The 21,353-nt window shown below is 70.2% G+C and carries 19 protein-coding genes; 7 read left to right on the top strand and 12 right to left on the bottom strand.

What is annotated here, in order from left to right:
- Nucleotides 1-124 precede the first annotated feature (124 nt).
- Nucleotides 125-1,354, top strand: coding sequence for a serine hydrolase (locus OG453_RS22010; RefSeq protein WP_266870051.1), 1,230 nt, complete (start codon nucleotides 125-127; stop codon nucleotides 1,352-1,354).
- A 77-nt stretch (nucleotides 1,355-1,431) separates the two neighbouring features.
- On the opposite strand, the gene OG453_RS22005 is transcribed toward OG453_RS22010, so the two are convergent.
- Entirely contained in the window at nucleotides 1,432-3,138 is a 1,707-nt protein-coding gene (locus OG453_RS22005) for a glycerol-3-phosphate dehydrogenase/oxidase (protein ID WP_266870049.1), read from the bottom strand.
- Nucleotides 3,139-3,366: 228 nt separating this feature from the next.
- Here OG453_RS22005 and OG453_RS22000 point away from each other — a divergent pair, with 228 nt between their 5' ends.
- Nucleotides 3,367-4,620, top strand: a complete 1,254-nt coding sequence (locus OG453_RS22000) for a nucleotide sugar dehydrogenase (protein ID WP_266870047.1) — start codon at nucleotides 3,367-3,369, stop codon at nucleotides 4,618-4,620.
- A 77-nt stretch (nucleotides 4,621-4,697) separates the two neighbouring features.
- Here the strand turns inward: OG453_RS22000 and OG453_RS21995 are convergent, their stop codons facing one another.
- The 4 genes from OG453_RS21995 to OG453_RS21980 form a co-directional block, all read right to left on the bottom strand.
- Nucleotides 4,698-5,822, bottom strand: a complete 1,125-nt coding sequence (locus OG453_RS21995; protein ID WP_266870046.1) for a GuaB3 family IMP dehydrogenase-related protein — start codon at nucleotides 5,820-5,822, stop codon at nucleotides 4,698-4,700.
- A gap of 149 nt (nucleotides 5,823-5,971) precedes the next feature.
- Nucleotides 5,972-7,480: an IMP dehydrogenase gene (gene guaB, locus OG453_RS21990; RefSeq protein ID WP_266870044.1), complete on the bottom strand. Its 1,509-nt coding sequence runs from the start codon at nucleotides 7,478-7,480 to the stop codon at nucleotides 5,972-5,974.
- Nucleotides 7,481-7,632: 152 nt separating this feature from the next.
- Nucleotides 7,633-8,208: a sigma-70 family RNA polymerase sigma factor gene (locus tag OG453_RS21985; RefSeq protein WP_055549856.1), complete on the bottom strand. Its 576-nt coding sequence runs from the start codon at nucleotides 8,206-8,208 to the stop codon at nucleotides 7,633-7,635.
- Nucleotides 8,209-8,474: 266 nt separating this feature from the next.
- Nucleotides 8,475-9,086 (bottom strand): response regulator transcription factor, encoded by a 612-nt coding sequence (locus OG453_RS21980; RefSeq protein ID WP_003948568.1) that lies wholly within the window; start codon nucleotides 9,084-9,086, stop codon nucleotides 8,475-8,477.
- A gap of 390 nt (nucleotides 9,087-9,476) precedes the next feature.
- Between OG453_RS21980 and OG453_RS21975 the strand changes: the two genes are divergently transcribed.
- Nucleotides 9,477-9,833, top strand: coding sequence for a WhiB family transcriptional regulator (locus OG453_RS21975; RefSeq protein ID WP_266870043.1), 357 nt, complete (start codon nucleotides 9,477-9,479; stop codon nucleotides 9,831-9,833).
- 22 nt (nucleotides 9,834-9,855) lie between these two features.
- Here OG453_RS21975 and OG453_RS21970 read toward each other — a convergent pair whose 3' ends face one another.
- On the bottom strand, nucleotides 9,856-10,752 hold the full coding sequence (locus tag OG453_RS21970; RefSeq protein ID WP_266870042.1) for a LysR family transcriptional regulator: 897 nt from the start codon (nucleotides 10,750-10,752) through the stop codon (nucleotides 9,856-9,858).
- Between the two features lie 79 nt (nucleotides 10,753-10,831).
- On the opposite strand from OG453_RS21970, the gene OG453_RS21965 reads away from it, so the two are divergent.
- Nucleotides 10,832-11,500: an MOSC domain-containing protein gene (locus OG453_RS21965; protein WP_266870040.1), complete on the top strand. Its 669-nt coding sequence runs from the start codon at nucleotides 10,832-10,834 to the stop codon at nucleotides 11,498-11,500.
- 54 nt (nucleotides 11,501-11,554) lie between these two features.
- The gene (locus OG453_RS21960; protein WP_266870038.1) at nucleotides 11,555-12,328 is read left to right on the top strand and encodes an SDR family oxidoreductase; all 774 of its coding nucleotides are present in this window, start codon (nucleotides 11,555-11,557) and stop codon (nucleotides 12,326-12,328) included.
- Between the two features lie 165 nt (nucleotides 12,329-12,493).
- On the opposite strand, the gene groL is transcribed toward OG453_RS21960, so the two are convergent.
- The 3 genes from groL to OG453_RS21945 all read right to left on the bottom strand — a co-directional run bounded on the left by groL (nucleotide 12,494) and on the right by OG453_RS21945 (nucleotide 15,985).
- On the bottom strand, nucleotides 12,494-14,116 hold the full coding sequence (gene groL / locus OG453_RS21955) for a chaperonin GroEL (protein ID WP_266870037.1): 1,623 nt from the start codon (nucleotides 14,114-14,116) through the stop codon (nucleotides 12,494-12,496).
- Between the two features lie 116 nt (nucleotides 14,117-14,232).
- Complete coding sequence (groES, locus tag OG453_RS21950) at nucleotides 14,233-14,541, bottom strand: co-chaperone GroES (protein WP_006347174.1); 309 nt, start codon at nucleotides 14,539-14,541, stop codon at nucleotides 14,233-14,235.
- Between the two features lie 508 nt (nucleotides 14,542-15,049).
- Entirely contained in the window at nucleotides 15,050-15,985 is a 936-nt protein-coding gene (locus OG453_RS21945) for a polysaccharide deacetylase family protein (protein WP_266870034.1), read from the bottom strand.
- Between the two features lie 82 nt (nucleotides 15,986-16,067).
- Here OG453_RS21945 and OG453_RS21940 point away from each other — a divergent pair, with 82 nt between their 5' ends.
- Nucleotides 16,068-17,279, top strand: coding sequence for a methyltransferase domain-containing protein (locus OG453_RS21940; RefSeq protein ID WP_266870033.1), 1,212 nt, complete (start codon nucleotides 16,068-16,070; stop codon nucleotides 17,277-17,279).
- A gap of 5 nt (nucleotides 17,280-17,284) precedes the next feature.
- Here OG453_RS21940 and OG453_RS21935 read toward each other — a convergent pair whose 3' ends face one another.
- From OG453_RS21935 to OG453_RS21925, 3 genes are all read right to left on the bottom strand, one after another.
- Nucleotides 17,285-18,514, bottom strand: a complete 1,230-nt coding sequence (locus OG453_RS21935) for an RNA polymerase sigma factor (RefSeq protein ID WP_266873080.1) — start codon at nucleotides 18,512-18,514, stop codon at nucleotides 17,285-17,287.
- Between the two features lie 128 nt (nucleotides 18,515-18,642).
- The gene (locus OG453_RS21930; protein ID WP_266870032.1) at nucleotides 18,643-18,999 is read right to left on the bottom strand and encodes a YciI family protein; all 357 of its coding nucleotides are present in this window, start codon (nucleotides 18,997-18,999) and stop codon (nucleotides 18,643-18,645) included.
- A 45-nt stretch (nucleotides 19,000-19,044) separates the two neighbouring features.
- Nucleotides 19,045-20,535 carry an MFS transporter gene (locus tag OG453_RS21925; protein ID WP_266870031.1) on the bottom strand — a complete coding sequence of 497 codons (1,491 nt, stop codon included), beginning with the start codon at nucleotides 20,533-20,535 and terminating at the stop codon, nucleotides 19,045-19,047.
- A gap of 92 nt (nucleotides 20,536-20,627) precedes the next feature.
- Here OG453_RS21925 and OG453_RS21920 point away from each other — a divergent pair, with 92 nt between their 5' ends.
- Entirely contained in the window at nucleotides 20,628-21,329 is a 702-nt protein-coding gene (locus OG453_RS21920; protein ID WP_266870029.1) for a TetR/AcrR family transcriptional regulator, read from the top strand.
- Nucleotides 21,330-21,353 lie beyond the last annotated feature (24 nt).

Genomic DNA, 21,353 nt, shown 5'->3' with positions numbered 1-21,353 from the left:
TGCTGCTACCGCTGCTACCCGCGCAACCCGCCCTGACAGAGCCTCCATTGTCCCTCACTCGGGGACTGCTCTACGCCCAGGGTCCACGGTCCCCCATGATGGGCTCGCACAAGGAGGCTCGGTCATGCCCAATTCGCGGACACTGCTGGTCATACCCCTCGCGTTGGCCCTTTTCGGCCTGCCGACCGCCAGTTCGCCGCTCGCCGCGGCACCCGCGACGGACGTCACTCTTCCGCTGCTGGTGACCCGAGGCAAGGCCCCGGCCGCGGCTCTGTTGACCCGCGAGGACCCGTGGCCCCCGGCAGCGCCGGGGCAGCCCGAACCCCAGGCGGCCCAACAACCGGACCAACGCCCACGCTGGCACTTCACACAGACCTACAAGGCCCTCATCACCCGCACGGACAACAACAGCACCGATACGAGCGCTGAAACCGGTACTGGCGCCGGCGCCACCGACACATCCGGAGGCACGGCTTCAGCCACCGGCTCCACTCCCGGCATCCGCCGCACCGACCACTTCCGCGCCGGCAGCATCACCAAGACGTTCATCGCGACGGTCGTCCTCCAACTCGCCGCCGAACGCCGCCTGTCCCTGTCCGACCCCGTCGAGCGCCACCTGCCGGGCCTCATCCGCGGCGAGAACGACACGGACGACACCGACCTCGACGGCCGCACCCTCACCCTGCACGCGCTGCTGACCCACACGAGCGGTCTCGCCGACTACACCGCCGGAACCAAAGGCCTCATCCCCGTCACTCCCCTGGAGGCGGTCCGCACCGCCCTCGCCCTGCCGGCGACCACACCCGGCCGCTGGTCCTACTCCAACACCAACTACGTGGTGCTCGGCATGGTGATCAAGCAGGTCACCGGCAACGCGTACGCCACCGAGGCCACACGCCGCATCATCACCCCGCTCGGCCTGTCCGGCACCTCGTTCCCCGGCGCCCGCACCACACTCCCCTCCCCGCACGGCCGGGCGTACACGAGCGAGGGCGAGGACGTCACCGCCCTCAACCCGCGCGTCGCGGGCGCCGCGGGCGAACTGATCTCCACCCTCGCCGACCTGGACCGCTTCTACGCCGCCCTGCTGGGCGGCCGGCTGCTCCCCGCAACCCAGCTCCGCCAGATGCTCAACACCCGTGCCGCACAAGGCCGCTACGGCATGGGCCTCTACCCGCAGAAGCTGCCCTGCGGCACCACGGTCTGGGGCCACAACGGCCACATCGCCGGCAGCTATGTCCGCACCGCCGCCACCCGGGACGGCGACCGCGTCCTGACCTTCCGGGTCAACACGGACGGGATAGCGGACCCGACCCTGGAACGCACGCTCCTGTCAGCCGAGTTCTGCACATAGCGCCGCCGCCTGGCGGCCCCGAAGGGGCGCGGGGAACTGCGCGCGCAACCACGACGCACCGGCAGTCGCCGATCGCGCTACAGCGGCACGATGTCCGGCGCCCCAAGGCGTGCCGCATCAGCCGTCAAATCATCCGGCTGCCGCTGCGACTCCCGCTCCGCCTCCACCCGCTTCTCGTAGTGCTGCACCTCCCGCTCCACCTGGTCCTTGTCCCAGCCGAGCACCGGCGCCATCAGCTCGGCGCACTCCCGTGCGCTGCGCGTGCCCCGGTCGAACGTCTCGATCGAGATGCGCGTACGCCGGGTCAGCACATCGTCCAGGTGCCGCGCCCCCTCGTGCGACGCGGCGTAGACGATCTCGGCGCGCAGATAGTCGTCGGCCGCCTGCAGCGGCGCGCCCAGCGAGGGATCGTCGGTGACCAGCGCGAGCACCTCCTCCGCCAGCGAGCCGTACCGGTTCAACAGATGCTCCACGCGCACCACATGGAGCCCGGTGCGCGCGGCGATCCTGGCGCGCGCGTTCCACAGCGCCTTGTATCCCTCCGCGCCGACGAGCGGGATGTCCTCGGTGACGCAGTCGGCGACCCGCTGGTCGAGGCCGTGCACCGCCTCGTCCACCGCGTCCTTCGCCATCACCCGGTACGTCGTGTACTTGCCGCCCGCGACGACCACGAGGCCCGGCGCAGGATGCGCCACCGTGTGCTCGCGCGACAGCTTGCTCGTGGCGTCCGACTCCCCGGCGAGCAGCGGCCGAAGGCCCGCGTACACCCCTTGCACGTCGTCCCGCGAGAGGGGCACCGCGAGCACCGAGTTCACATGCTCGAGGAGATAGTCGATGTCGGCGCTGGACGCCGCCGGATGCGCCTTGTCCAGGTCCCAGTCGGTGTCCGTCGTCCCCACGATCCAGTGCCGCCCCCACGGAATGACGAAGAGGACGCTCTTCTCGGTCCGCAGGATCAGCCCGGTCGTTGAGCTGATCCGGTCCTTGGGCACGACCAGATGGATGCCCTTGGACGCCCTGACGTGGAACTGCCCCCGCTCCCCCACCATCGCCTGGGTGTCGTCCGTCCAGACACCCGTCGCGTTCACGATCTGCTTGGCCCGGACCTCGTACTCCCCGCCGCCCTCGACGTCTTGTACCCGAGCACCGACAACCCGCTCACCTTCCCGCAGGAAGCCGCTCACCCGGGCCCGGTTGGCGACCTTCGCGCCATAGGCGGCCGCCGTGCGCACCAGCGTCGCCACATAGCGGGCGTCGTCCATCTGCGCGTCGTAGTACTGCATCGCCCCGACCAGCGCGTCCTTCTTCAGGCACGGGGCGACGCGCAGGGCGTGACGCCGGCTCAGATGGCGGTGCATCGGCAGCCCGCGGCCATGGCCGCGGGACATCGACATGGCGTCGTACAGGGCGACGCCCGACCCGGCGTAGAGCCGCTCCCAGCCCTTGTGCTGCAAGGGGTAGAGGAACGGCACCGGCTTCACGAGGTGCGGGGCGAGCCGCTCCAGGAGCAGGCCGCGCTCCTTCAACGCCTCCCGCACCAGCGCGAAGTCCAGCATCTCCAGATAGCGCAGGCCGCCGTGGATCAGCTTGCTCGACCGGCTCGACGTGCCCGACGCCCAGTCCCGCGCCTCGACCAAGCCCGTGGAGAGACCGCGGGTCACGGCGTCGAGCGCGGTGCCCGCGCCGACCACTCCCGCTCCCACGACCAGGACGTCCAGCTCCCGCTCGGCCATTTCCGCAAGTGACTCGGCACGCTCCGCCGGCCCCAGTGTCGCTGTCCTCACCGCTGCCTCCCGTTTCGTTTCGGGTGTGGTCGCGCTCACATCATGCCCAGATTCTGGTCGAGCCCGCTGAGTTCGGCCGCCGCCTGTGGACAACACTCCAAGATCCGGCGCCACGCAATGCCGCATAACGGTCATATTTACTCCTAGTCTGACATTGCGCTGGTCCACCTTGTCCACAGGGCTTGCGCGCTCGTCCCACTCCGGCTATTGGGAGGACGGCCCACCGCCATGCCCGCAGATCTCGCCGTCATCGGTCTCGGCCACCTCGGCCTGCCCCTCGCCCAGGCCGCCGTCGCCGGCGGCATCGCCACCATCGGCTACGACCCCGTCCGCGCCACCGACCTGGCAGGCGGCCGCCTGCCCTGCGACGGCGCCGAGGGCACCCTCACCGCCGCCGACGTCCGCCGGATGCTCTCGGGGGGCTTCAGGCCGACCACCGACCCCGTCGAGCTCGGCCGGGTCCGCACCGCCGTCATCTGCGCGCCCACCCCGCCGGCGGCGGACCGCTCGCTCGACCTGAGCCAAGTGGCCGACGCCGCGCACGCCCTGGCCGCACGGCTGCGTCCGCACACCACCGTCATCCTCGAATCGCCCGTGTACCCGGGCACGACGGAGGAATTCCTGCGCCCGATCCTGGAGTCGGGCTCCGGCCTGCGCGCGGGCCGCGACTTCCATCTCGCCTACTCGCCCGGCCGCCTCGACCCCGGCAACCGCACCCACGGCTACGCGGGCACCCCCAAGGTCATCGGCGGCATCACGCCCGCCTGCACCGAATCGGCCGCCGCCTTCTACGGCCGCCTCACCGACAAGGTCGTACGCGCGCGTGGCCCCCGCGAGGCCGAGACCGTGCACCTCCTGGAGACCAACTACCGGCACGTGAACATGGCGCTGGTCAACGAAATGGCCGTGCTCTGCCACGACCTGGGCATCGACCTGTGGGACGTCATCCGCTGCGCCGAGACCAAGCCCTTCGGCTTCCAGGCCTTCCGTCCGGGACCCGGCGTCGGCGGCCACGGCGTCCCCCTGGACATCCCCAACCCGTCCCGCGGTGTCCGCCCCCTGCGCATGGTCGAACTGGCCCAGCAGGTCAACGACCGCATGCCCCAGTACGTCATCCAGCGCTCGGCGACCCTGCTCAACGAACACGGCAAGTCCGTCCGCGGCGCCCGCGTCCTGCTGCTCGGCGTCACCTACAAGCCCGACCTGGCCGACCAGCAGGGCTCCCCCGCCCAGGAGATCGCGACCCGCCTGATGGAACTGGGCGCCGCCGTCAGCTACCACGACCCCTACGTCCCGAACTGGAGCGTCCTGGGCCACCCCGTCCCCCGCGCGGACTCCCTCTACGAAGCGGCCGCCGACGCCGACCTCACGATCCTGCTCCAGCACCACCGCACGTACGACCTGCAGGGCCTGGCCGTGAAGGCGCAGTTGCTCCTGGACACCCGAGGCGCGACCCCGGCGGGCGCCGCGCACCGTCTCTAGGCAAGGGCATACACGTGGGGCCCGGACGCACCAGCGTCCGGGCCCCACATATGTCACACGCTCTGCTCAGCGCAGCGTCACCGCTTGTGCTGCGAGTCCGCGACCGTCACCTCGACGCGCTGGAACTCCTTGAGCTCGCTGTAGCCCGTCGTGGCCATCGCCCGGCGCAGCGCCCCGAAGAAGTTCATCGAACCGTCCGGGATGTGCGAGGGACCGGTGAGGATCTCCTCGGTCGTGCCGACCACACCGAGGTCGACGCGCTTGCCGCGCGGCACGTCCTCGTGGACGGCCTCCATGCCCCAGTGGTGGCCCTTGCCGGGCGCGTCCGTGGCGCGGGCCAGCGGGGAGCCCATCATCACCGAGTCGGCGCCGCAGGCGATGGCCTTGGGCAGGTCGCCGGACCAGCCCACGCCGCCGTCCGCGATGACGTGCACGTACCGGCCGCCGGACTCGTCCATGTAGTCACGGCGGGCGGCCGCGACGTCCGCGACGGCGGTGGCCATCGGCACCTGGATGCCCAGGACGTTGCGCGTGGTGTGCGCGGCGCCGCCGCCGAAGCCGACGAGGACACCGGCCGCGCCGGTCCGCATCAGGTGCAGCGCGGCGGTGTAGGTGGCGCAGCCACCGACGATGACCGGCACGTCGAGTTCGTAGATGAACTGCTTCAGGTTGAGCGGCTCGGCGGCACCGGAGACGTGCTCGGCGGAGACGGTCGTCCCGCGGATCACGAAGATGTCCACACCGGCGTCGACGACGGCCTTGGAGAACTCGGCGGTGCGCTGCGGGGAGAGCGCGGCGGCGGTGACGACACCCGAGTCGCGCACCTCCTTGATGCGCTGCCCGATCAGGTCGGCCTGGATCGGCGCGGAGTAGATCTCCTGGAGGCGACGGGTCGCGTTGTCCGTGTCCAGCTCGGCGATCTCGTCGAGCAGCGGCTGCGGGTCCTCGTACCGCGTCCACAGGCCCTCGAGGTTCAGTACGCCCAGACCACCCAGCTCACCGATGCGGATCGCGGTCTGCGGCGAGACGACCGAGTCCATCGGCGCGGCCAGGAAGGGCAGCTCGAAGCGGTAGGCGTCGATCTGCCAGGCGATCGAGACCTCCTTCGGGTCGCGGGTCCGACGGCTCGGTACGACGGCGATGTCGTCGAAGGCGTACGCCCTGCGGCCGCGCTTGCCGCGCCCGATCTCGATCTCAGTCACGTGGGTGGCCCTTCAGCTTTCTTCGGTACTTCGGCACTACTTCGCCACTTCGGCACTCTGTCTGCCGTACCAGTATCCCCGACGCACGCCAAGGGGGCGGCCCCGGGAATCCGGGCCGCCCCCACGCGCGCGTGCGCGGCGTTTTCGGGTCAGCGCTTGTTCGTGTAGTTCGGCGCCTCGACCGTCATCTGGATGTCGTGCGGGTGGCTCTCCTTGAGGCCCGCCGAGGTGATCCGTACGAAACGGCCGTTCCTCTGGAGCTCCGGCACCGTCTGGCCGCCTACGTAGAACATCGACTGGCGCAGACCGCCGACCAGCTGGTGCACGACCGAGGAGAGCGGGCCGCGGTAGGGCACCTGGCCCTCGATGCCCTCGGGCACCAGCTTCTCGTCGGAGGCGACGCCCTCCTGGAAGTAGCGGTCCTTGGAGAAGGACTTGCGGTCGCCGCGCGTCTGCATCGCGCCCAGCGAACCCATGCCGCGGTACGACTTGAACTGCTTGCCGTTGATGAACATCAGCTCACCCGGCGACTCCTCGCAGCCGGCGAGCAGCGAGCCCAGCATGACCGTGTCCGCGCCGGCGACGAGCGCCTTGGCGATGTCGCCCGAGTACTGCAGGCCGCCGTCGCCGATGACCGGGACCCCGGCCTCCTTGGCGGCGAGCGAGGCTTCGTAGATGGCGGTGACCTGCGGAACACCAATGCCGGCCACGACACGCGTCGTACAGATGGAGCCCGGTCCGACACCGACCTTGATGCCGTCGACACCGGCGTCGATGAGCGACTTGGCACCGTCACGCGTGGCGATGTTGCCGCCGATGACGTCCACGCCGGAGGCATTGGACTTGATCTTGGCGACCATGTCGCCGACCAGGCGGGAGTGGCCGTGCGCGGTGTCGACGACGATGAAGTCGACACCCGCCTCGACGAGGGCCTGGGCACGCTCGAAGGCGTCACCCGCGACGCCGACGGCGGCGCCTACCAGGAGGCGGCCTTCGCTGTCCTTGGCGGCGCCCGGGTACTTCTCGGCCTTGACGAAGTCCTTGACCGTGATGAGGCCCTTGAGCACACCCGCGTCGTCGACCAGCGGAAGCTTCTCGATCTTGTGGCGGCGAAGCAGCTCCATGGCGTCCACGCCGGAGATGCCGACCTTGCCGGTGACCAGCGGCATCGGCGTCATGACCTCGCGCACCTGGCGCGTACGGTCCGACTCGAAGGCCATGTCACGGTTGGTGACGATGCCGAGCAGCTTGCCCGCCGCGTCGGTCACCGGGACGCCGCTGATGCGGAACTTGGCGCAGATCGCGTCGGCCTCGCCGAGCGTCGCGTCCGGGTGCACCGTGATCGGGTCGGTGACCATGCCGGACTCGGAGCGCTTCACCAGGTCGACCTGGTTGGCCTGGTCGGCGATGGAGAGATTGCGGTGCAGCACGCCGACGCCACCCTGCCGCGCCATGGCGATCGCCATGCGGGACTCGGTGACCTTGTCCATCGCCGCGGACAGCAGCGGGACGTTCACCCGCACGTTCTTCGAGATGAACGAGGAAGTGTCGATCTGGTCCGGCGCCATGTCGGACGCGCCGGGCAGCAGCAGCACGTCGTCGTAGGTCAGCCCGAGCGTCGCGAATTTCTCGGGCACTCCGTCGACGTTTGCAGTCATGACACCTTCCCCAAATGGCCTTGATCGGTGCGGATGTCCATGCTAACGGGATCCGAGGGTGTCTCATTCCACGATCAAGATCATCGGCCAGGTTTGTACGTTCACACATCATGAACGACCGCCGAAGACAACCGTCGACCGGTCTCCGGCCGCTACTGCTCGGCCAGCGCCCGCAACCGACTCAGCGCCCGGTGCTGCGCCACCCGCACGGCCCCCGGGGACATGCCCAGCATCTGCCCGGTCTCCTCGGCCGTGAGCCCGACCGCGATGCGCAGGAGCAGCAGCTCGCGCTGGTTCTCCGGCAGGTTGGCCATGAGTTTCTTGGCCCACTCGGCGTCGCTGCTGAGCAGCGCGCGCTCCTCCGGGCCGAGCGAGTCGTCGGGCCGCTCGGGCATCTCGTCCGACGGCACGGCAGTCGAACCGGGGTGACGCATGGCCGCACGCTGCAGATCGGCGACCTTGTGCGCCGCGATCGCGAAGACGAACGCCTCGAAGGGACGCCCCGTGTCCTTGTAGCGCGGCAGCGCGAGAAGGACGGCGACACACACTTCCTGCGCCAGGTCCTCCACGAAGTGCCGTGCGTCACCGGGCAGTCGGGAGAGCCGCGTACGGCAGTAACGCAGTGCCAAGGGGTGCACATGGGCCAGGAGATCGTGCGTGGCCTGCTCATCACCCTCGACCGCGCGAAGAACGAGGGCACCGATCACCGTCGTCTTGTCATCGCGCATCGGTCCATGGTGCCTTGGCGCCGATTGATCCGCGGCACCGCGTCCGTAGTTGTGCACCGAAGCGTTATGAGCAGGTGCGCCGGAACTCATCTCCTGCGCCCTCCCCTCCCGCTCGACCGACTTGTCCCCGAGGAACTCCACACATCAAGGATGCGGCATCGGCGGCGAAGCGGCTGCAACCGCTCCCGCGAAGGGGCGCGACAGTCATCACTCACCCCGCCCACCGGACGGCGGGCGGGGATCGCCGTGCCCCCGCGGCGGGACACTTAACGAACCAGGCCCCAGCGGAAACCGAGCGCCACGGCGTGCGCGCGGTCCGAGGCGCCGAGCTTCTTGAACAGCCGCCTGGCGTGCGTCTTGACCGTGTCCTCGGAGAGAAAAAGCTCACGTCCGATCTCGGCGTTCGACCGGCCGTGGCTCATGCCCTCGAGCACCTGGATCTCACGCGCGGTGAGCGTGGGCGCCGCGCCCATCTCGGCCGAGCGCAGTCTGCGCGGAGCAAGACGCCACGTCGGATCGGCGAGCGCCTGGGTGACGGTCGCACGCAGTTCGGCGCGCGAGGCGTCCTTGTGGAGATAGCCGCGGGCGCCGGCGGCGACCGCGAGCGCGACGCCGTCCAGGTCCTCGGCGACGGTGAGCATGATGATGCGCGCACCGGGGTCGGCGGACAGCAGCCGCCGGACGGTCTCCACGCCGCCCAGACCGGGCATGCGTACGTCCATCAGAATCAGGTCCGAGCGGTCGGCGCCCCAGCGGCGGAGGACTTCCTCGCCGTTGGCCGCTGTCGTCACGCGCTCGACGCCGGGCACGGTCGCGACCGCGCGGCGGAGCGCCTCTCGGGCGAGCGGGGAGTCGTCGCAGACGAGGACGGATGTCATGACTGTCCTCCGCGGCTCTCACAGCTGCTGCGCGTCACCTTGAGCCTCCAGGCTGGTACATATTCGTCACCTGTGCGGTTGACGCTCTCGGACATCTGCCCGAGCGCTTGTTCTTTCAACCGCCTCCGCACTCTCAACGACGGTCACCCGAAAGAGTTACGGGGCGGTCAGCCTCCTTCGGCACTCTACGTGAGGGCGCGGACACAGCGGGGGCAGCGCAGGAGACCCTCAACCTTTCATCACAAGCCATGCCCCATTTAGCCGCTTTCCTTCCCTTTTACTGGTGTCTGCGGCTAGATTTTCCAATGAGTCATATTTTCATCTCCTTAGACAGTAGATGTACGGTCGTGGGCACCGTATCCGCGCAGAACGGCTACCAGGAGACAAGCAATGGCAGATTTCTCCCGCCTTCCCGGACCGAACGCAGATCTGTGGGACTGGCAGCTCCTCGCGGCCTGCCGCGGGGTCGACAGCTCGCTCTTCTTTCACCCCGAGGGCGAGCGGGGCGCGGCACGAAGCGCGCGTGAGAACTCCGCCAAGGAGGTCTGCATGAGGTGCCCGGTGCGCGCGGAGTGCGCCGCTCACGCACTCGCGGTGCGCGAGCCGTACGGCGTGTGGGGCGGGCTGACGGAGGACGAGCGCGAGGAACTCATGGGCCGGGCCCGCAACCGCCTGGTCGCGGCATCAGCGGCACCGGCGCCGGCGCCGCACTCGGCGGTCGGCGGAAGCGCGGTCTCGCGTTCCTGAAGGAACGTTTCTTCGCAGGCGCTCAGCGCTCTGCGGCCCGCGCGAGGTGGTCAAGCGTGGCGGCCACCGCGGGCACCTGCGCCAGGTCGGGCAAGGTGAGCGCGACGATCTCGCGCTGCACGGCGGGCTCCACCGTCACCGTGCGCGCACCCTTGGGGCGTACCGACTCGATGGCGAGCTCGGGCAGCACCGCGACTCCGAGGCCCGCGCCGACCAGGCCGATCACCGCCGGATAGTCGTCCGTCGCGAAATCGATCCGGGGCACGAAACCCGCCCCTTCACAGACCTCCACCAGTTGCCTGCGACAGCGCGGACAGCCCGCGATCCACGGCTCGTCGGCAAGCTCCCCGATGGCGACCGACTCCGCCTTCGCGAGCCGGTGCCCGTCCGGCACGAGACCGACGAGCCGGTCGGCGAGCAGGGGGCGCACCACCAGGTCGTCCCACTCCTCTGCGGCGGATGCCCCCTCGTAACGGAAGGCGAGCGCCACATCGCAGTCGCCCTCGCGCAGCATCTCGACCGAGCGCGGCGGCTCGGCGTCGACCAGGGAGACCCGGGTGCCGGGGTGCGCGGCGCGCAGGGCGGCGAGCGCGCTCGGCACCAGGGTCGAGCTGCCGCTGGGGAAGGAGACGAGGCGGACACGGCCCGCCCGCAGGCCCGCGATGGCGGCGACCTCTTCCTCGGCGGCAGTGAGCCCCGCGAGGATCCCGGCGGCGTGCCGGACCAGGGCCTCGCCCGCCTGGGTCAGGCGCATCTCGCGGCCCGTGCGGATCAGCAGCGGTGTGCCTGCCGAGCCTTCGAGCGCCTTCATCTGCTGGCTGACGGCGGGCTGGGTGCAGCCGAGCTCGCGCGCCGCGGCGGAGAAGGAGCCGGTGGCGGCGACCGCACGCAGGACGCGGAGATGACGGGCCTCGATCATGGTTCGAGCATAAGCGACGCTTGGGCGAAGTGCCCAATATTGCGTCGACGCTTTGAGCGGGCTCCCCTAGCCTGCCCTCATGAAGCTTCTCTCTGTGAATCTGGGCCGGCTCAAGGCCGTCGAGTACACCGACGCACCCTCGGGCGGCACCGGCATCGATAAGCAGCCGGCCGATGGGGCCGTCCGGGTGACCGCGCCCGGCGCGAAGGGGGTCGGCGGGAGCGGCCTCGCCGGGGACGAGGTCTGCGATCTGCGGCACCACGGCGGGAACGACCAGGCGGTGTACGCCTTCGCGCGCGAGGACCTCGACCAGTGGGAGCGCACGCTCGGGCGATCGCTGGCCAACGGCGGGTTCGGCGAGAACCTCACGACCGCCGGGCTCGACGTGAGCGGCGCGAAGATCGGCGAGCGCTGGCGCGTCGGCCCCGAGCTGGTCCTCGAAGTGACGTCGAGCCGCATCCCTTGCCGTACGTTCCAGGGCCATGTCGGCGAGAAGGCATGGGTGAAGCGCTTCACCCAGCAGGGCGCTCCCGGTGCGTATCTGCGGGTGATCGAGCCGGGTGAGATCCGGGGCGAGGACACGATCGAGATCGTGCACCGCCCTGACCACGAGGTCACCGTCGCCTTCCAGTTCAGGGCCGTCACGACGGAGAAGAACCTGCTGCCGAGGCTGCTCGCCGCGGGGGACGCGCTGCATCCCGACGCGATCGAGTCGGCGCTCAAGTACGTGGCGAAGTACGGCTCTTGACCTGCGGAGGGTCCGGGCGGAACGGCGGTCGCGAGATCTCACTAGCCTTGGCCCATGACTACGGCTCTGATTACGGGATCGACCGCCGGTATCGGCGCGGCCTTCGCCCGGCGGCTCGCCGGTGACGGCCACAACCTGGTCCTCGTGGCGCGGAACACCGAGCGGCTGCGGGAACAGGCGACCGAACTGCACGACCGGCACGGCATCGAGGCGGAGGTGCTCACGGCGGACCTCGCCACGGACGACGGGATCGCCGCCGTCGAGAAGCGGCTCGGAGACCGCAGGAACGCGGTCGACCTCCTCGTCAACAACGCCGGCTTCGGCAACAAGGGCGAATATCTCGAGGTGCCCATGGCCGACGAGCTGACGATGCTCAAGGTGCACTGCGAGGCGGTGCTCCGACTGACGTCGGCGGCCGCGGAGGCGATGCGGGAGCGGGGCCGCGGCGGTGTCGTCAACGTCGCGTCGGTGGCGGCGTTCGTGCCGCGCGGGACGTACGGCGCTTCCAAGGCGTGGGTCGTGCAGTTCACCCAGGGAGCGGCGAAGGACCTGGCCGGCTCCGGGGTGCGGCTGATGGCGCTGTGCCCCGGCTTCGTCCGCACGGAGTTCCACGAGCGCGCCGGGATGGGCACGTCCAACATCCCCAAGTGGATGTGGCTGGACGCCGACAAGCTGGTGGCGGCGGCCCTGTCCGACTTGGCGCGCGGCAAGACCTTGTCGATCCCGGACCCCCGCTACAAGACCCTGATGGGGGTGGTGAAGGTGACCCCGAGGGCACTGCTTGGCGGAGTCACATCCCGTACGGGAAGAAAGTACGGCCCGCAGTAAGACCTCGGGGGGCGCCCCGTCAGGGGCGCGGGGAACTGCGCGAGGACGGACCACGATCCGAGGTCGGCAACGACGCGAAACCCGGCAGACGCGAATCCGAAAAAGACTGAGGCCCGGCGCCCCCAACCAGGGGGCGCCGGGCCTCAGTTCAGCTACAGGGCAGCCTTAGTGGGAGTGACCGTGGCCGTGCCCGGCCTCAGCCTCTTCCTCAGCAGGCTTCTCGACGACCAGGGTCTCGGTCGTCAGCAGCAGCGAGGCGATCGACGCGGCGTTCTCCAGCGCGGAGCGCGTCACCTTGACGGGGTCGATGACACCGGCCTTGACCAGGTCGCCGTACTCACCGGTCGCGGCGTTGAAGCCGAAACCCTTGTCGAGCTCGGCGACCTTCGAGGTGATGACGTAGCCCTCGAGGCCGGCGTTCTCGGCGATCCAGCGCAGCGGCTCGACGGCGGCGCGGCGGACGACCGCGACACCCGTGGCCTCGTCGCCGGTCTTGTCGAGGTTGCCCTCGAGGACCTTGACGGCGTGCACCAGAGCGGAGCCACCACCGGAGACGATGCCCTCCTCGACCGCGGCGCGGGTCGCGGAGATGGCGTCCTCCAGACGGTGCTTCTTCTCCTTCAGCTCCACCTCGGTGGCGGCGCCGACCTTGATGACGCACACGCCGCCGGCCAGCTTCGCGAGGCGCTCCTGGAGCTTCTCGCGGTCCCAGTCGGAGTCCGTGGCCTCGATCTCGGCCTTGATCTGGTTGACGCGGCCCTGGACCTCGGAGGCGTCGCCGCCGCCGTCGACGACGGTGGTGTCGTCCTTGGTGATGGTCACGCGGCGGGCGGTGCCGAGCACGTCGAGGCCGACCTGGTCGAGCTTGAGGCCGACCTCTTCGGCGATGACGGTGCCGCCCGTGAGGGTGGCGAGGTCACCGAGCATGGCCTTGCGGCGGTCGCCGAAGCCGGGGGCCTTCACCGCGACGGCGTTGAAGGTGCCGCGGATCTTGTTCACGACCAGGGTCGAAAGGGCCTCGCCCTCGACGTCCTCGGCGATGATCAGGAGCGGCTTCGAGGCGTTGGTCTGGATGACCTTCTCGAGCAGCGGCAGGAGGTCCTGGATGGAGGAGATCTTGCCCTGGTGGATCAGGATGTACGGGTCGTCGAGGACGGCCTCCATACGCTCCTGGTCGGACACCATGTACGGGGACAGGTAGCCCTTGTCGAAGGCCATGCCCTCGGTGAAGTCCAGCTCCAGGCCGAAGGTGTTGGACTCCTCGACGGTGATGACACCGTCCTTGCCGACCTTGTCCATCGCCTCGGCGATGAGCTCGCCGACCTGCGGGTCCTGGGCGGACAGACCGGCGACGGCCGCGATGTCGGCCTTGTCGTCGATCGGACGGGCGGTGGCGAGGAGCTCGTCGGAGACGGCCTTGACGGCGGCGTCGATGCCCTTCTTCAGGGCGGCCGGGGATGCGCCGGCGGCGACGTTGCGCAGGCCTTCCTTGACGAGGGCCTGGGCGAGCACGGTCGCGGTGGTGGTGCCGTCACCCGCGATGTCGTTGGTCTTGGTCGCCACCTCCTTGACGAGCTGGGCGCCGAGGTTCTCGTACGGGTCCTCGACCTCGACCTCACGGGCGATGGTGACGCCGTCGTTGGTGATGGTCGGGGCGCCGAACTTCTTGTCGATGACGACGTTGCGGCCGCGGGGGCCGATCGTCACCTTGACCGTGTCGGCAAGCTTGTTGACGCCGCGCTCAAGGGCGCGACGGGCGTCCTCGTCGAACTTCAGGATCTTCGCCATGGGAGCGGTTCAGCCCTCTCGAAAACTCGGGATTGAACGAACTGCGCCCCTTGCCGCCCGGCAATCAGCGGGGTGACCAGGGGCGCAGCTCAAAGCAATGTTCTGCTTCGGGTGAATTACTTCTCGACGATCGCGAGCACGTCGCGAGCCGAGAGGACGAGGTACTCGTCGCCGTTGTACTTCACCTCGGTGCCGCCGTACTTGCTGTACAGCACGACGTCGCCGACCTTGACGTCGAGCGGCAGGCGCTCGCCGTTCTCGAAGCGGCCCGGGCCCACGGCGAGGACAGCACCCTCCTGGGGCTTCTCCTTCGCGGTGTCCGGAATGACCAGGCCCGAGGCCGTGGTCTGCTCGGCGTCGAGCGGCTGGACCACAATGCGGTCCTCGAGCGGCTTGATGGCAACCTTGGAGCTGGCGGTCGTCACGATCCGGTCTCCCCCTTCGGAGATCTACGGGGTTAACAGTCTGAAGTGGCGACCAGGTGGATCCGTCGTCGCGGGTGCCGGACCTGCCCGTCGCTATTGGCACTCTCCAGTGGGGAGTGCCAGAGCTGAGACTAGGACGGGGATTAGCACTCGGTCAAGCGGAGTGCCAATTGCTGACGCGGGTCTTAGCGGTGGGGGGTGCCTTCTGGAGGTGCGGGGGATGCCCCGGGCCCCTCGGGGCAACGTTTCTCCGTGGTGGGGGGTTCCGTGTCCGTTGCCCTCTGCCCCTGCGATTTCGGTGGGCCGGCGGGTGCGGCTGTGCCCACCCGTTCCGCCCTGCGGAACGCCTGCCCACAGCCGGGAGGCGGCTTCTTCTGCGGCATCTTCTCCGCAGCCTTCCGGCCCAGCCTCTCGATCGGGTCCACCGACTGGGCGCAGCCCGTGAGAAGTGCGGGCGCGAGGACGCCTGCCGCGAGGGCTCCGGCAAGGAATCGCCGCGCCCGCCCGGTCACAGGTAGTCCTCGAGTCTGGCCACCGCGTACCCCTTGTCCGTGACCGTCTTCATGACCTTGCGGATCATGTCGGGCATGGTGCCCTTCCAGTGCTCGCGCCCCCTGAAGTGCGTGAGGATGATGTCGCCGGGGTGCAGGTCCTTGTCCCACTCGCGCCACTCCATGCGGTCGACGAAGGCCTCCGACGCCCACAGCGGCACCGCCTTGATGCCGCAGGACTTGGCGGCGCGCAGCGTGTCCACGTTGTAGTTGCCGTACGGCGGGCGGAAGAGCTCGGGCCGTTTGCCGTACCGCTTCTTGATGGTGTCCTGCATGCCGCAGATCTCGCGGCGCTGGCCCGCGTACGAAAGTCCCGGCATATAGCGGTGGTTGAGGGTGTGGTTGTTCAGGGAGACACCGCGGGACTGCATCTTCTTGAAGTAGCCGTAGTCCTCCTTGACCAGATAGTCGCTGAGGAACGCGGTGTACGGGATCTTCAGCTGGGTCATCATCTTCAGCAGCGCCGGGTCCTTCTCGGCGCCGTCGTCGATGGTCAGGAAGACGATCTTCTTCTTGGTCGGGATGGTCGTGAAGACCGGCGGCAGGCCCGCCTGGCCCTTGACCTCGAAACCCTTGCGGGTGGTGATCCGCGGCTTCTTGGCGGGGGCCGCGGGAGCGGCCAGCGGGGTCTTCGCCAGGCCCCAGCGTTTCGCGGCGGCGGCGCGGGCGACCTGGGCCACGCGGAGCTTGTGGGCGTAGGAGTCGAGGGCGCGGGCCGGCGGGGCGTCGAGGCGCTGCTGGCCGGGGGCGGGCTTCACGCCGTCCGACTCGCCTCCGACGGCACAGCCGGGGGCGATCGCGGCGGCGGTGAGGGCAGCCGCGGTGACCCGCGTCCGACCCTTCCGTCGCTTCCGCCTTCTGCCGTATTGATCGTTTTGTCGTACTAGTTGCATGGCGCCGGATCTTTGCAGCTCACGGCCCTGATGAGGGGCCGACACCGCCGCCGCGCGCGCACCATCCACCGACTGGCCCACAATGGGCCGGGTGAACGACCTCGACCACGCCCTGGCCTCCTTCTCCGCGCTGCTCACCCCCGAGGGCCGGTCCCTGCTCGATCTCGACGAGGTGCGGGAGGCCGAGCCCGCGCGGGAGCTGGCCGTCGCCACCCGGCTGCGCCGCGAGCACCCGGCGGAACTGGTCACGGCGGTCCTCGCGCAGGCGCGGCTGCGGCGGCGGGCGGTGGCGAAGTTCGGCGCCGAGGACGCGGGGCGGATGTTCTTCACGCCGAACGGCGTCGAGCAGGCGACGCGCACGAGCGTGGCCGTGCACCGCGCCGAGAGCTTCAAGGCGCTCGGCGTACGCAGCGTGGCCGACCTCTGCTGCGGCATCGGCGGCGACGCGATCGCGCTCGCGCGGGCCGGGATCGCCGTCCTCGCCGTCGACCGCGACCCGCTGACCTGCGCGGTGGCGCGCGCGAACGCGGAGGCGCTGGGGCTCGCGGAGTTGATCGAGGTGCGCGAGGCAGATGTCACCGAGGTCGACACTTCGGCGTACGACGCTGTCTTCGTGGACCCGGCGCGACGCGGGGGCAGGGGCCGCATCTTCGATCCCGAGGCCTACTCGCCGCCCCTCTCCTGGGCGATCGAGGCCGCCCGCAAGGCGCCGCACGCGGCGCTGAAGATCGCTCCCGGGATTCCGCACGAGGCGGTGCCGGACGATGCCGCTGCGGAGTGGATCTCGGACGGCGGGGACGTGAAGGAGGCCGTGCTGTGGTTCGGCACCGACTCCCCCGCCTCGCACCGCGCGACGCTGCTGCCGTCGGGAGCCTCGCTGTGGTCCTCGCTCGACGCGATGCTGCCGGATCCGGAGGTGCGGGCGGTGGGGCGCTATCTGTACGAGCCGGACGGCGCCGTCATCCGTGCGCATCTGGTGGCGGAGGTGGCCGCGCGGGTCGAGGGCGGTCTGATCGACGAGACGATCGCGTACGTCACGTCGGACTCGCTGCACGAGACGCCTTACGCGGTGGCGTACGAGATCACCGATCAACTCCCCTTTGGGGTGAAGAAGTTGAAGGCGGTGCTGAGGGAGCGCGAGGTCGGGATCCTGACGGTGAAGAAGCGGGGGTCGGCGGTGGAGCCGGAGGAGCTGCGACGGAAGGTGAAGCCGCAGGGCAAGAACTCGGCGACGGTTTTCCTCACGCGGGTGGGTGGGGCGCCGGCGATGCTGATCGGGCATCCAGTCCCATAAGGACCTCAGCAGTCGGCCGCCCGCCCCAGCAACAGCTCCCGCTCCCGCGCATTCCGCGCAAGCCCCGCCGCCCGCTCGAACTCCGCCCGCGCCTCCGCCCGGCGACCGAGCCGCAGCAGCAGATCTCCCCGCACGCTCGGCAGCAAGTGGTAACCCCTCAGGGCCGGTTCGGAGGCCAGCGCGTCCACCAGGGGCAGCGCCTCCGACGGGCCGGAGGCCATCGAGACCGCCACCGCGCGGTTCAGTTCGACCACCGGCGAGGGCGCCCGCTCGGCCAACAGGGCGTACAGGGCGGCGATCTGGGCCCAGTCCGTCTCCTCGTACGAAGCCGCGTTCGCGTGGTTCGCGGCGATCGCGGCCTGCAGGGCGTACGGCCCGGGAGCCGCCGAGGAAACCGCCCGCGCCCGCGCGAGCGCCGCGAAGCCGCGCCGGATCAGCGCCTGGTTCCACCGGCGCCGGTTCTGTTCCGCCAGCAGGACAGGCTCGCCCGCAGGACCCGTCCGCGCACCGGCGCGCGAGGCCTGCAGCTCCAACAGCGCCGCCAGGCCGTGCACTTCGGGCTCCTTCGGCATCAGACCGGACAGCACGCGGGCCAGACGCAGCGCGTCCTCGCAGAGGGAAGGACGCAGCCAGTCGTCGCCCTCCGTGGCCGCGTACCCCTCGTTGAAGATGAGGTAGATGACCTCCAGGACCGATCCGAGGCGGGCCTCGCGGTCGGGACCGTACGGAACTTCGAAGGGCACGCCCTTGGCGGCGAGGGTGCGTTTCGCGCGCACCACGCGCTGGGCCACCGTCGGCTCGGGTACCAGCATCGCGCGGGCGATCTCCGCCGTCGTCAGACCGCCGAGCAGCCGCAGCGTCAGCGCGATACGGGCCTCGGCGGAGAGCACCGGGTGGCAGGCGGTGAAGACGAGGCGCAACAGGTCGTCGTCGATGTCGTCGGGGTCGGCGTCGGCCGGGTCGTCGGCGGACGGCGGCGCCGCCTCCAGGTCGCGGCCCATCTCGGCCAGCTTGAGCGCGTAGCGCTCCCTGCGGCGTACGAGGTCGATGGCGCGCCGCTTGGCCGTGGTCATCAGCCAGGCGCCGGGGTTGTCGGGGACGCCGGCCGCCGGCCACTGTTCGAGCGCGGCGACCAGCGCGTCCTGGGCCAGTTCCTCCGCGATGCCCACGTCGCGCACGATCCGCGCGACACCGGCGACGACGCGCGGCGACTCGATCCGGAAGACGGTGTCGATGGCGCCGCGGGAGGCGTCCGGGCGAGGGTGCTCAGAAGGGCGAGGGTGCTCAGAAGAGTGGGCCGTCACGGCCACCCATCAGAGCACCCTGCGCCAGACACCGCAAAGACGCGGAGCACCGCAAAGACTCAGCCCTCCATGATCTCCCGCACCTCCGCCGTGACCGTCCACTCCTCGTCGTGGATCTTCAGGAAGCGGCTGGCCCACTCGATCGCCTCGGCCTTGTCCTTGCACTGGGAGATCGAGTAGCCGCCGACGACCTCCTTGGCCTCGGTGAACGGCCCGTCCGTGACGGAGAGTCGGCCGCCCTCCCAGTGCACCCGGGAGGCCTCGGACGTCGGCGTGAGGCCGGCGGTGTCGAGCATGACGCCCGCCTTGGTGATCTCTTCGAGCAGCTCGCCCATGCGCTGCCCCATCTCGGGGCTCGGGCCGCCCTCGGGAGAGTTCTTCTCGTCGATGCGGATCATCGTCAGGTAGCGCGGCATGACCGGTTCTCCATTCGGTGCGTGGGCGGGGCTTCTTCCCGCCTCTCACCCATGCGTCGAACGGGAGACGCCCGGATCGACATCGTCGACGAGATTCTTCGAAGTTTCTTCCTGGGCATACGTCTGCGCAGGTCGGAGCCGTGCGGGCGCGCGATGCAGCACGGCTGTCGCAAGGGCGGCCGCGACGAGGAGCGCCGCCGCGACCCAGAACGCCGCCGCGTACCCGTCGACGAGCGGGCCCGGCCCCCGCCCCTCCCCCGTGACCCCCGACGCCACCGTGGCCAGGACCGCGAGCCCCAGCGAGCCGCCCAGCTGCCGGGAGCTGTTGAGCAGCCCCGCCGCCATGCCGGTCTCCTCGGCGGCGACACCCGACGTCGCGGCCGTGCCCAGCGGCACGAAGCACATGCCCATGCCCACGCTCGCGACCATCGAGGGCCCCAGGATGGAGTTGAGGAACGTGCCGTCGACGCCCACCGTGAGCCCGAACCAGGCGAGCCCCGCCGCCCCGAGCAGCCCGCCGGTGACCAGGAGCGCCCGCTCCCCGAAGCGCGCCACGGTCCGCGCCGAAATCACCGAACCGGCGACGACGCCCACGCAGAAGGGCAGGAAGGCCGCCCCCGCCGTCGTCGGACCGTACGAAAGCACCTCCTGGAGGTAGAGCGAGGTGAAGTAGAAGGCGGCGAACTGGCCCGACGCCATCAGGAGCGAGAACGCGTTCGCGGAGAGCACCGGACGGTGTGCGAGCAGGCCGAGCCGCAGCAGCGGATCCCGCTTGCGGGACTCGACGACGGCGAAGGCGGCGAGCAGCACCACCGCCGCGCCCAGCGTGCCCAGGGTCGTACCGGATCCCCATGCGTACGTCTCCGTGCGCACCAGGCCGAGGACCAGCACCGCCATGCCCGCCGTGACGAGCAGCGCCCCCACCACGTCGAGGCGCGGCGCGGGCCCGGTGCGCCGGTCGGCGGGCACGCCGTCGCGCGAGAGGAGGAGCGCGGCAAGGACCACCGGGATGTTGATCAGCATCACGGAGCGCCAGCCGGCCCAGTCCGTGAGCAGTCCGCCCGCCATCACGCCGACCGCACCGCCGAGCGCGCCCGATGCTCCCCAGAGCCCGAGCGCCCGCGAACGCGCGGCTCCCGCCTCGTAGTTGACGGTGATCAGCGCGAGGGCGACGGGGGCGAGCGCCGCCGCGCCCGCGCCCTGCACGGCCCGCGCCGCGACGAGCTGTCCCGGAGTGCCGGCGAGACCGCCCGCCAGGCTGGCGGCGCCGAAGACCGCGAAGCCGGCGATCAGGGTGCGCCGCCGCCCCACCAGGTCGGCGAGCCGCCCGCCGAGCATGAGGAGGCCGCCGAAGGCCAGTGCGTAGGCGTTGACCACCCAGATCAGTGAATCGGCTCCGAAGCCGAGGTCGTCGCCGATGTCGGGAAGCGCGATGTTGACGACGGACATGTCGAGCGAGACGAGGAACTGCACGGTGAGCAGCACCGGCAGCAGCCAACGGTGGTGCGAGGACGTCGAGTCAGCAGTTTTCACCATGCCCAGGAACATTACTATACGCGTATAGAAAATCAATCGGGATGCGCTGCCCACCGAGTCCGGACACGGCAGCAGGCGCGACAATGAGCCACGTGGCAGCTGAAAAGGCAGAAGAGAAGACCGAGAAGAAGACCGAAGAGAAGAAGAAACGCGGCCGCCCCAGCCGCATCGACCTCGACACGATCGTCGGCATCGCGCGCCGCATCCTCCAGGAGGAAGGCGTCGCCGCCCTCAGCATGCGCCGGGTCGCCAAGGAGGTCGGCACGACCCCGATGGCGCTCTACCACCACGTACGCGACAAGGACGAGCTCCTGATGCTCACCCTGTCCGGCACGGCCGACTCGGTCCCCCGCCCCGAGCTGCCCGACGACCCGCGCGACCGGATGCTCGCGGTCTCCGTGCACATGCACGGCACGCTGGCGGGCATGCCCTGGGTGGTCGAGGTCCTGAGCCTCGGCGATCTCACCGACAAGGGCGCGCTGTGGATGGTCGAGGAGATCATCGGCTCGGCGATGACGCTCGGACTCACGCCGGGCCAGGCCGTCGCCGCCTACCGCACCATCTGGCACTGCGTGTACGGCGATCTGGTCTTCCGTCAGGCGATGGCCCGCCGCGCCGAAGAACCCGACCGCAAGCGCCACTTCCCCGACATGATCACGGACGCGGACGCCGATGAGCTGCCCCACATGACCGCACTGGCCGACCGCTGGCTGGAACTGACGGCGGACTACGACGTGTCCACACAATTGGGAGCGGTCATCGACGGGCTCCTGGGGCAGGCGGGACGCCCCTGACACTGCCGGGCCGATCACGGGGGA

This window comes from Streptomyces sp. NBC_01381, from assembly GCF_026340305.1.
Taxonomy (GTDB): Bacteria; Actinomycetota; Actinomycetes; order Streptomycetales; family Streptomycetaceae; genus Streptomyces.
Note: the sequence above shows the minus strand (reverse complement) of the source record. Positions and strands in the feature narration are given on the sequence as shown.